Source organism: Chengkuizengella axinellae, assembly GCF_030730905.1.
GTDB classification, from domain to species: domain Bacteria; phylum Bacillota; class Bacilli; order Paenibacillales; family KCTC-33759; genus Chengkuizengella; species Chengkuizengella axinellae.
Map to the genome: position 1 here is coordinate 527,839 of NZ_JAVAMP010000002.1, position 12,391 is coordinate 540,229.

Annotated in this window: 9 protein-coding genes and 1 pseudogene; all 10 read right to left on the reverse strand. The window is 31.8% G+C overall.

From position 1 onward, the window contains the following. Positions 1–175: 175 nt before the first annotated feature. The 10 genes and pseudogenes from Q5Y73_RS08155 to Q5Y73_RS08195 all read right to left on the reverse strand — a co-directional run bounded on the left by Q5Y73_RS08155 (position 176) and on the right by Q5Y73_RS08195 (position 12,158). Positions 176–748: a thymidine kinase gene (locus Q5Y73_RS08155; protein ID WP_305991366.1), complete on the reverse strand. Its 573-nt coding sequence runs from the start codon at positions 746–748 to the stop codon at positions 176–178. Between the two features lie 155 nt (positions 749–903). Continuing rightward, entirely contained in the window at positions 904–2,973 is a 2,070-nt protein-coding gene (locus Q5Y73_RS08160; RefSeq protein ID WP_305991367.1) for a right-handed parallel beta-helix repeat-containing protein, read from the reverse strand. A 238-nt stretch (positions 2,974–3,211) separates the two neighbouring features. Beyond that, positions 3,212–4,180: a right-handed parallel beta-helix repeat-containing protein gene (locus tag Q5Y73_RS08165; RefSeq protein WP_305991368.1), complete on the reverse strand. Its 969-nt coding sequence runs from the start codon at positions 4,178–4,180 to the stop codon at positions 3,212–3,214. Beyond that, positions 4,119–5,285 (reverse strand): right-handed parallel beta-helix repeat-containing protein, encoded by a 1,167-nt coding sequence (locus tag Q5Y73_RS08170; protein ID WP_305991369.1) that lies wholly within the window; start codon positions 5,283–5,285, stop codon positions 4,119–4,121. Before Q5Y73_RS08170 ends, Q5Y73_RS08165 begins: the two co-directional genes overlap by 62 nt. 130 nt (positions 5,286–5,415) lie before the next feature. Beyond that, positions 5,416–7,497 carry a pectinesterase family protein gene (locus Q5Y73_RS08175; protein ID WP_305991370.1) on the reverse strand — a complete coding sequence of 694 codons (2,082 nt, stop codon included), beginning with the start codon at positions 7,495–7,497 and terminating at the stop codon, positions 5,416–5,418. Positions 7,498–7,916: 419 nt separating this feature from the next. Beyond that, entirely contained in the window at positions 7,917–8,678 is a 762-nt protein-coding gene (locus Q5Y73_RS08180) for a right-handed parallel beta-helix repeat-containing protein (protein WP_371320173.1), read from the reverse strand. A gap of 68 nt (positions 8,679–8,746) precedes the next feature. Beyond that, on the reverse strand, positions 8,747–8,881 hold the full coding sequence (locus Q5Y73_RS08185; RefSeq protein WP_305991371.1) for a hypothetical protein: 135 nt from the start codon (positions 8,879–8,881) through the stop codon (positions 8,747–8,749). 60 nt (positions 8,882–8,941) lie between these two features. Continuing rightward, positions 8,942–9,079 (reverse strand): annotated as a pseudogene (locus Q5Y73_RS24805) (hypothetical protein); the annotation flags it as partial. 5 nt (positions 9,080–9,084) lie between these two features. Beyond that, complete coding sequence (locus tag Q5Y73_RS08190) at positions 9,085–9,813, reverse strand: right-handed parallel beta-helix repeat-containing protein (RefSeq protein ID WP_305991372.1); 729 nt, start codon at positions 9,811–9,813, stop codon at positions 9,085–9,087. Between the two features lie 257 nt (positions 9,814–10,070). After that, positions 10,071–12,158, reverse strand: a complete 2,088-nt coding sequence (locus Q5Y73_RS08195; protein ID WP_305991373.1) for a right-handed parallel beta-helix repeat-containing protein — start codon at positions 12,156–12,158, stop codon at positions 10,071–10,073. Positions 12,159–12,391 lie beyond the last annotated feature (233 nt).

The window sequence follows — 12,391 nt, forward strand, 5'->3', positions numbered from 1 at the left end:
AGAAACATTTCTCTATTATGAGGAGTGAGATCGTTTTAACATTGTTCACATCCAGAAATACTCGAATTATCAATAAAAACAGCACTATTAAAAGTTGAATCTCCTATAGGATACCGTTTTTTTACATGAAATAACACTCCTTCATTAGAATGGAGTGCTTATGTTTGGTAAATAATTATAGTTCACTCTTTTTGCCTTCATAACATTTTCGACAAACGGAATGATAGGATTCATTGCCGCCAATTTGAATTTGTTCTCCAGAATATACAGGTTTTCCATCTTCAAAGCGTAATACCATCGTTGCTTTTCGACTGCAAAAAGAACAGATCGTTTTAATTTCTTCTATTTTATCAGCATAAAGTAACATGTATTGGCTGCCTTCAAATAATTCATTACGGAAATCATTCTTTAACCCATATCCAATGACAGGGATATTAAATTCATCCACTATTTTAGCAAATTGTAATACTTGATCTTTTTTTAGAAATTGCACTTCATCAACTAGAATGCATGCAATGTTTGATTTTTCTTTTACTATATCAATTAAGTTTGTGTCGTTGTATATAGGAATGGCTTTTCTTTTAAAGCCAATTCTTGAAGAAATATAACCGACTTCATCTCTGTCATCAATACCCGAAGTGAAGATTAATACTTCTTTGCCATGTTCCTCGTAATTGTGAGCTACTTTTAAAATATCAATTGATTTTCCACTATTCATTGAACCGTATCTGAAAAAAAGTTGTGCCATTTGATTTCTCCTCTCAAGTTCATCCTACAATATCATATACCAAAGAGAGGGAATAGGGAACCCAATTACGTTAATACGATATAATGGAAAATATGAAATGGTATTTTAGTTGTAGTGAACAAGTAGTCCCTCTAAAAGAAGTGTTCACTAGAAGTTTAACGTTTAAAATACTTCTTCTTTCGACAATCTCCTTCACAAAGCCCACCTGGGATACTTGAGTTACATTTATTTTCATCAAAAACGATATTATCAGTAGATTCTGAATTATTTTGAATATCAGGACTGTTTCCAGATAGACAGTTTGATCTGATTCCAAAGTTATCCGCAGTAGGATCTACTATGATGATCCCTGATTTAAGATTGTTTTCTATACAGTTGTGGTCTATGATGCTCTCAATAAAAAAGGTGTCATTTATTTGAATTCCATTACCATTGTTCAATTGACAAATATTTTTAATGATTCTGTTCTCAAGTTCATTTATTTGAATACCGTCAGCCTTATTTTTGTTACAAACATTTCCCCAAATTAATGTTTCATCTTCTTCAATGAACAATCCATTTAATGAATTGTCTATTGTTTTATTATTTAATATTAAGGAGTCTTCATTTATAAAAAATCCATTTCCTTTATTATTGGAAGCCCAATTCCCAATACACAAATTAGGATCACTTAACAATCTAAAACCGTCCATTCCATTTTGCTTTGATGTGTTACAAAAAAATAAGTGTTCATTACTAATTTCATCTTCTAAAAATCCATTCCCTCCATTATGATTCGTATTACATTTTAAAAAATAATTTAATTCACTATCTACCTGAAGATGAAATCCATTGTTTCCATTCATTTTTGCTTCACATAAATTGAACAGGTTTTGATTATTATTGATTTGAAATCCATCTGCTTGATTATTTTTTGATTGAACTTTATCAAATGTGTTCTCTTCATTATTTATAAGCACTCCGCTCGATCCAAAATGTTGAACTGTTATATTTTCAATCGAATTGCGTTCACTTTCAATAGTCATGCCATTCCCTGCTATATTTTTACCATCTAAAATTGTCTCACATGCATCTGATCCAACAATTCTGAGACGATCTTTATTGATAGGAATCATGATCTGTTCATGAAATATACCCTTGCTAACATTGATTTGAAAACCATCTTGTGCATCACTTATTGCTTGTTGAATGGATTCACCTTCTTGTACATCGATGGCGTCATTCCTTTCACATAATCCAAAAGGCATACTTGTTTCACAAGTGTTGTCTGCAAAAGTACAACCTACAATTTCTATTTCTACGAATAAATCTGGTGAGTTTCCTTTTATACAATTAGAGCGCACGGCTATATTATTTCCCGCTATGCTAATTCCAGCAACAGTGTTGTTTGTTACAATGTTACGATCAATTAAAGAATCCTTACCTTCGATTCTAATTCCATTTTCTTTATTTCCCATCACTAGATTTTTTATAATTCTAGCATCATCAGCTCCTATCATACCGTTTAAACCATTCTCTTTGCTTATATTTTCAAACAAGACTGTAAAATTACCAATAACAAACCCATTTTCTAAATTTCCTAACGCTTTGTTCAAAGTATAAAAATTAGAATCTTCATTATTATCATTAAATCCATTTCCGTTATTATTTATAGCAGCACATGAAATAATATAATTTCTGCAACTACTTACGTTAAATCCATCTTGCCTGTTTTTCTGAGCTATACAACAGTAGATTAAATTATTATCATCATTTAAAAATACCCCATTTAAATTATGAATTATTTTACATTGGATTATATAATTATCATCTCTTTCAACTACAATCCCATTTTCAATATTGTCATTGATTACACATTCAATAACTATGTTTAAACTAGTGTTGATTTCAATGCCATGGCTCCCATTATTTAATATTTGAACTTTATGAATTATATTGGTAAAACCAACTACACAAATGCCAGAACCTTTGAAGTTCTGTACCGTTAAGTCTTGAATGGTAACGCAATTATCATCAATGATAATGCCATCAGTTAAACCTAAGTCTCGTCCATCAATGGTTGTTTTTCCTTTACCTTCTCCGATCAGTCGAAGTCCTTCTACATTAATGGAAAGTGATTCTGCAAATGTGCCTTCTCCCACTCGGATGGTATCGTATGGTTGAGAAACTGCTAGTGCTTCATTTATTGTTGGGAATTCAGTTGTTGGGACTTTTCGTACAGTCATATCGCTTTCGTCCTTTCAGATTTTGGAATTTGATATATCTTATGTAAAATGTGAGAGAAAGGACTAGACAGGTGTACTGAATTTATTGAATTTAGGCAAAAAAAAGAATGAGGAGAATGTATACACCTATTTAATTAGTCGATTTGATTTATATAAGATATGTGATGCTAAAAAACACCCTAAGATATGCAGGAGTATTTGAGTGGAATTTAAATCATATCGAGTAGGGTGGGGGAGGTTACCTTTTAAAGAATATCTGTTGGTTACGGGGATTTTCACATAGTCCATCAGGAATGCTTGAGTTACATTTATTTTCATCAATGACGATATTATCAGTAGACTCCGAATTATTTTGGATATCTGGATTATTGCCTGTCAAACAATTGGAGCGGACGCCAAAGTTATCAGTAGTAGGTTTTTCTATAATGATACCAGCTTTTGTATTGTTTTCTACACAGTTGTCATCTATGATGCTATTAATTGAATCATTCTCATTTATATTAATGCCATTGTTATTATTTAGTTGACAAACATTTTTAATGACTCGACTTTCACAAAAATTTAATTCAATCCCATTTTGATTATTTTTGTTACAAACGTTTCCCCAAACAATGTTATCATTTTCAATCAAACTAAATCCATTTAATGAGTTTCCAACGGTTCTGTTATTGAACATGAAGCAATTATCAAGTATACGAAATCCGTTTCCTTTATTATTAAAAGTCCAATTTCCAATACACAAATTATGATCTCTTAGTATATTAAACCCATTCATTCCATTCTGCTTTGATGTGTTACATAAAAATAAATTGTCATCACTTACATCAGTTATAAATCCATCTCCTCCATTATAAGTGGCATTACATTTTATGAGATAGTTTAAGTTACCTGACTGAAAACGAAATCCATTATTACCATTCATTTTTGCTTCACATAGATTAAACAGAGTTTGTAAAGATGATTCATTGATTTGAAAACCATCTGCTTGATTATTTTTGGATTGAATTTTATCAAATGTGTTATCTTCATCATTTATAAGTATGCCATTAGCATCAAAATGTTGAACTGTCAGATTTTCGATCGAGTTGCGTTGACTATCAATCGTTATGCCGTTCCCTGTCAGATTGGTACCATCTATGATTGTTTCACACACCTGCTCCAACAATTCTGAGGCGATCTTTACTATTAGGAATATTGATTTTTTCATGAAATATGCCTTTGCTGACATTGATTTGAAAACCATCTTGTGCATCATTTATTGCTTGTTGAATGGATTCACCAACTTGTACGTCTATGGCATCATTTCGTTCACATAATGAAGGTGGTATGCTTGTTTCACAATCGTTATCTGCAAATGTACAACCCGTAATCCCTACTTCTACTAATATGTCTGGTGAGTTTCCTTTGATACAATTAGAACGAACGGCTATGTTATCTCTAGTTATACTGATACCAGCAAGAGTGTTGTTTGTTACAATGTTTCGATCAATCACAGAGTCCCGATCTTCCATAAGAATTCCATTACCTTTATTGCCGGTTACGATATTTTTAATTATTCTAGCATCATCACCTCCTATCATACCGTTTAAACCATTGTCTTTACTAATATTTTCAAACACAGTTGTAAAATTACCAATTATAAATCCATTCCCTGAATTTCCCAATGACTTGTTCAAAGCATAAAAATTAGAATCTTCATTAGTTTCATTAATTCCATTACCGCTATTATTTATAACAGCATTTGAAATAATATAATTTACATTTCCATCTATGATAAATCCATCTTGTCTGTTTTGTTGAGCTAAACAACAGGAGATTATATTATTTTCTTCATCTAGAAAAACCCCATTTAAATTATGGATCATTTTACATTGGATAATATAATTGTCATCACTATCTACGTTTATCCCATTTCCAACGTTTTCATTGATTTCACATTCAATAATTATGGTTTTAGGAGCGGTAGATTGAAGTTCAATACCATGGTTTAGATTATTTAGAATTCCAACTTTATGAATAATGTTGTTGGAAGCTTCTACACAAATGCCAGAATCATTGAAGTTTTGTACAGTTAAGTTTTGGATTGTAACGAAACTTTCATCAATTATTATGCCATCGGTTAAACCTAAGTCTCGCCCATCAAGGATTGTTTTTCCTTTCCCTTCTCCGATAAGTCGAAGACCTTTTATGTCAATATTAAGAGATTCTGGAAAGGTACCTTCTCCCACTCTTATGGTATCATATGGCTGAGATTCTGCTAGTGCATCATTTATGGTAGGAAATTCAGTTGTTGGAACGTTTCGTACTGTCATTGCATTTTCGTCCTTTCTGAGTTTGAATTTTGATATATTCTATGTAAGATGTGAACAAAAGGACTAGACATTTGCACTGAATTTTATAAAATGGGCGATGGAAAATTAAGGGCTAATGATAATCCATAATCTAATGAATTGATCTTTCACAAAGCCCATCTGGGACACTTGAATTACATTTATTTTCATCAAAAACGATATTATCAGTAGACTCTGAATTGTTTTGGATATCTGGATTGTTTTCAACTAAACAGTTGGATCGGATGCCAAAGAAATCAGCAGCAGGGTCCTTTATGATTATGCCGGCTTCCAGGTTGTTTTCTATACAATTATGGTCAATGATAGTTTCAATTTCTGGATCAAATGATACACTTGCTTGTATACCATTCTGTTTATTCATCTGACAACTATTCTTGATTACACGATGACCTGCACCAGTTAAACTAATACCGTTCCTTTTATTTTTATTACATATATTACCCCAAATAATATGAGTAAGCTCTATTGCTTCAATACCATCTAGAGCATTTCCAATTGCTTTATTTAGATACCATAAACAGTCATCCAATGTTGTGACAAAACCACTGGCGTTATTATATAAGGCACAATTTCCGATGAAATTATTTTCATCATTGAAGGTAAAACCATTCAAGTTATTATGATTTGCTTCATTAAATAAAAATAAATTGTTACATAAGAATGTATAACCATTTTTTATATTATGATTGGCTTTACATCTAATCAAGGTATGGTCATCTTCACCATTAAAACCATTATTTTTGTTTCTTTTAGCTTCACACTGATTGAAAAAACTTTCATCTTCAGAGATTTTAAATCCATCTCCCAAATTATTTTTGGATTGAACTTTTTCAAAAATATTAAACCTCTCGAGTATATTTACTCCGTCCGACCCAAAATTTTGCACCGTTAAATTTTCAATGGAGTTGAGTCTACTATTGATTGTAATGCCATCATCTAATATATTTGCACCTTCAATTACCGTTTTACACATACCTGATCCAACAATTCTGAGTCGACTTTTTGTAACTGGAATATTCACTTGCTCATCAAATATACCTTTACTAACATTGATTTGAAAACCTGATAGAGTATCTATATTCTCAATTGCCTCAGAGATCGTGTCAAAATCACCCGGTACAAAAATGGCGTCATTTCTGGCACATAATCCACCTGGTATACTTGTTTGACAATCGTTATCTGCAAAAGTGCAATCAGTTACTAGTTCTTCAACAAAAATATCTGGAGTATTGCCTCTTATACAATTGGAACGAACAGCAGTCTCATTTCCTGAGATACAGATTCCAACTTTTTCATTATTCCTTACGATGTTTCGATCAATGACATTTTCATTGCCTTCTATCCGAATTCCATTTCTTTTATTGTTTAATACATGATTTCTTATGATTCTTGTTTTGGCGTTAACATCAGCATTAACAACTAAAATACCATCTAACACATTGTTTTTAGTCACATTATCAAATAATAATGCTTCATTTCCTATGATTCCATTCATTATTAAAAACCCATTTTCTTGATTTTCAATAGATTTGTTTAATGTATATATATTTTCCAACGATTCACTGGAATTACTAAAACCATTACTGCCATTTTTTATAGCAGTACTTGAGATGATATAACAACTACTTCGCTCGATTTGAAATCCATTTTGTCTGTTTTGCTGAGCTAAACAACAGTAAATGAAATTAATACTACCTTCTAATAATAAACCATTAGATTTATTACCGATCATTTTACTAAGCAAAATAAAATTGGTAGATCTTCTAGAAACGACTCCCTCCCCAGCATTTTCATTCATATCACATCCAAATATTATATTTCTAAAACCATCTATATCTATTCCTATTTTATTGTTTAATCCTTGCACATTATGGATAATGTTTTCATTTGAAGAATTTATAAAAATGCCTGTTCCATTGAAGTGTTGTACTGTTAAATTTTCAATGGTGACTAACTTATTATTGATTATGATGCCATCACTAACACCTAAGTTTTGCCCACTAATCATTGTTTTTCCTTTACCTGCTCCAATTAGGCGAAGTCCTTCTACATTAATATTAAGTGATTCTGGAAAGTTTCCTTCTCCTACTCTGATGGTATCGTAGGGCTGAGATACATCTAACGCATTTTGAATTGTAGGGAATTCAGCAGTTGGAACGTTTCGTACGGTCATATTGTTTTCATCCTTTCAAATTTTGGAATGTGATATATCCTATGTAAAATGTGAACGAAAGGACTAGACAGGTGTACTGAATTTATTCAATTTAGGCTAATGAAAATAAAGAGTGTGGAGAATACATAAAATACACCTATCTGTTGGTCAACTTGAAGTATGTTAGATATGCAATGATTGAACGAACGATCCAATACATAGAAGGGGAGTGTGATGTTAATTATAGAGTAGGAGGAGCTACCTTTTGAAAAATCCTTTCTGTTTACATGATCCTTCACAAAGATCTTCTGGGATACTAGAATCGCATTTATTCTCATCGATGACGATATCTGTACCATTTGGTGAATTGTTCTGAATGTCTGGTGTATTGTCAGATAAGCAATTAGAGCGGATTCCTGCTTCTTCAACTCTAGGGTTTACTATAATAAAATACCAGCTTCTAGATTGTTTTCTATACAGTTATGATCGATAATGGATTCAACTTCTTCATTTAATTGAATGCCATTCCCTCTATTCATTTGACAAATATTTTTGATCACTCTATTATCTTCACTAACTAACTTGATACCGTCACCCTTATTATTGTTGCAAACATTTCCCCAAATTATGTTGCAATCAAATTCTGTATCAATGCCATTTAATGAATTTCCAATCGCTTTATTCAAAAACCATAAGTTATCATCATCTTCAGCTATAAATCCGTTGCTTTTATTATTTAAAGCACAATTTTCGATACATATGTTTTCATCAACGAATGATAGTCCATTTAAACCATTTTGTTTTGCATCATTAAATAAAAATACATTAACATCTTCACTGGTAAAACCATGACTTTGATTTTGACTTGCTTTGTTTCTAATAAAATAATTTAAATCACTTTCCGAACCGTTAAATCCATTTCTACGGTTTCTTATAGCTTCACATTGATTTAAAAGGCTTGTTGTTTCCCCACTATCTGAGATCATAACTCCATCTTCATTGTTGTTTTTTACCACCACTTTATCAAGTGTATTTGTACTGTTTGTTATATTTATTCCACTGGAACTAAAATTTTGAACCGATAGATTTTCTACTGAATTGAGGAAACTATTCATTGTAATTCCATCTCCAACTAAATTTGTACCATCAATGATGGTTTTACATATACCAGATCCGACAATTCTGAGACGAGCTTTATCCATTGGAATGGTCACTTGTTCATTGAAGAAACCTTGACCTACATTGATTTGATAGCCATTTTGTGCATCTTCTATTGCCTGTTGAATAAAATAAAATCTCCTTCCTGTACATCGATAGCATCATTTCTTTCACACAACCCTGATGGTATACTCGTTTCACAAATGTTGTCTGCAAAAGTACCACCCGTTATCAATTCGTCTTTCAAAATATCTGGAGTATTTCCTAGTATACAGTTGGAACGAATTGCAATGTTATTGCCAGTAATATGAATTCCAGCAAGATTGTTATTTTTTACAAAGTTTTTATCAATTACATTGTTATCGCCTTCTACTTGAATGCCTTTGCCCTTATTATTGAATACTTGATTTTTTATGATTCTTGTCTCCTGATCTATCGCTAATATCCCATTTAAACCATTTTTTTACTGATATTTTCAAATAATGTGCTTTCAAGATCTACGACAAATCCATTTCCATTATTTTCGATGGCTTTGTTAAATATATAAAAATTTTCAAGTGAGTCAGTCACGTTAAATCCGTTAAAACCATTTTGTTTAGCAGTATTGGAAATGAAATAACATTCATTGCCCAGAACATGAAAACCATCCTGTTTGTTTTTTTGTGCTAAACAACAATATATTAAATTATTTTGAATTTGACTTTCTACTAATAGACCGTTGGCTTGATTACCGATCATTTTACTATGCATAATTTTGTTGAGAATACTTCGAGAAATGAGTCCTTCTCCAACATTTTCATTTATCTCACATTTGAATACCATATTTCTATTACCGTCAGCTATATCAATTCCAATTTCATTATTGATCGCCATCACTTTGTGAATAATATTCTCATCCATATTTACATAAATGCCTGCTCCCTTGAAATTTTGTACTGTTAAGTTCTCAATAGTGACCAATTCATTGTTTATTGTAATGCCATTAGTAACACCAAGGTCTTGCCCATTTATAATCGTCTTACCTTTCCCAGCACCGATAAGACGTAATCCTTTTATAATAATTTCAAGAGTTTCTGGGAAATTACCCTCCCCAACTCTGATTGTATCGTATGGCTGAGATACTAATAGTGCGTTATTTATTGTTGGAAATTCAACTGTAGGAACTTTGCGTACGGTCATATCGGATTTGTCCTTTCTGATTGTGGATTTTGATCTATTGTATTTAGGAGGTGAACAAAAGGACTAGACAAATGCACTGGATTTTATAAATTGGGCAATGAATAATGAATGATTGAAAAAAACGATTGAATTGATCATGGGGAGGAGGGCAATGAATATAGGAATAGTTCTATGAAACTTAAAAATACAAGCAAATAAAATACTCCTATTTGATGGAGTATAATCCATTTTGAATATTGAGCATAGTAGGATTAAAGTTAACGTTTAAAAAAATTCTTAGATCCACATGATCCTTCACATAGCCCATCAGGGATGCTTGAATCACATTTGTTCTCATCAATGGCAATATTAGCAGTAGACTCTGAATTATTTTGAATATCTGGATTGTTGCCAGATAAACAGTTAGAACGGACACCAAAATTATCAGCAGCTGCACCTTCTATGAGGATTCCAGCTCCTTTATTATTTTCAACACAGTTATGATCTATGATACTATCAACAGAAGAAATTTCATTCAATTGTATTCCGTTAGTTTTATTTAATTGAATCACATTGTTGATAATTCTATGAAGGTCTACATTTAGTTCAATTCCATTTCCTTTATTTTTATTACATACATTACCCCAAATTAAATTCTCATTCTGATTATCATTTGATCTAATTCCATCCATTGAATTTTCAATGGTTTTATTATTAAACAATAAGTTATCTTCATCTATAAAAATACCATTTCTTTTATTATTTAAAGCACAATTTCCGATCATAATATTCTCATTATCTACTGTCATACCGTTCATTCTATTATTTTTTACTTCATTAAATAATAATAAATGATTATCATCTACTATAAACCCATGATCACGATTATCATTAGCGATACATTTAATGAAGTAATTTAAATTTGTACTAGGGCTATTAAATCCATTTCCCTTGTTCATAATTGCATGACATTGATTAAAAAGAATAGTTGTATCTGTCGTCCCATTGTCAACAAATCCATCTAAAGTATTGTTTTTTGATAGAACTCTATCAATAATATTCATTAGTTCATCAAAAACCACTCCGCTGGATCCAAAATTTTGAACAGTTAAATTTTCTATTGAGCTTAAAACACTATTAACACAAATACCGTCGCCATCTATATTTGTACCATCAATGATGGTTTTACATCTGTCTACTCCTACAATTCTGAGCCGATCCTTACTATTAGGAATGTCAACTTGTTGATTGAAAAATCCAGCTCCAATATTGATTTGATAACCTTCCTGTGCATCTTCTACAGCTTGTTGGATGGAATCCCCTTCTTTTACATCGATCGCGTCATTTCTCTCACATAGTCCTGGAGGTATACTCGTTTTACAATCATTATCTGCAAAGGTACAATCTATTACTAATGCTTCCATCATGATATCTGGGTTATTTCCTTGAATACAATTGGATCTTACGGCGGTCTCATTTCCAGCTATACTGATTCCAGCAAGTCCATTATTTTTTATTGTATTTCGATCAATGATATTCTCACTATCTTCCACTCGGATTCCATTGTCTTTATTATTTATGACAAGATTATGAATGATTCTGTTCTCTCCATTTCGCGCTAATATGCCATTTAATCCATTATTTTTACTAACATTTTCAAATAATAACGACTCATTATCAACGACAAATCCATTTTCACAATTTTCAAAGGATGTATTAAATACATATACATTGTCAAATATAATTCCACTCTCACTAAAACCATTCCCGCCATTTTTAATGGCAGTACTTGAAACAATATAAGATTCCACTCCCCCTATATGAAAACCATCTAGAGTGTTTTGCTTAGCTATGCAGCAGTAAATTAAATTTTGATCAAATTCACCACTAGAAGATATAAATACACCATTAAGTTGATTGCCTTTCAGTGTACTATGCATGATATAGTTATTGTTGCCAACTATCTCTATTCCATTTTCAATACTTTCATTAACTTCACATTCTAATATGATGTTATCTCCACTATCTAAATTAATTCCAATTAGATTGTTTACAAGTTGGACTTTATGGATAATATTACTACTAACATTTATAAAAACACCACGACCATTAAAGTTACGTACTGTTAAGTTTTCGATAGTAACTAAATCATCATTGATTGTAATACCATCATTTGCACCTAAGGATTGCCCATCGATGATTGTTTTTCCCTTTCCTGCACCGATAAGACGAAGACCTTCTATGCTAATATCAATCATTTCTGGAAATACACCTTCATCTACTCTGATTGTGTCGTATGGAGCAGATTCTGTTAGTGCATCGTTTATGGTTGGGAAGTCAGGTGAAGGGACTTTGCGTACAGTCATATCGTTCCATCCTTTCTGATTTTGAATATTGATATATCCTATGTGTTAAGTGAATAAAAGGACTAAACGTTTGTACTGAATTTTTTAAATTTGGGCAAACGAGAATAAGGAAATAAGGAAAATGTATTGAGTTGGTGATTCATCATCATTCTGAAATGAAGATGAAGGGCAAAAGAACAACTCCTAAATCAGTAGGAGTTTAGGAGGGTAAATTAAGGTTAGAAGTGGGATAG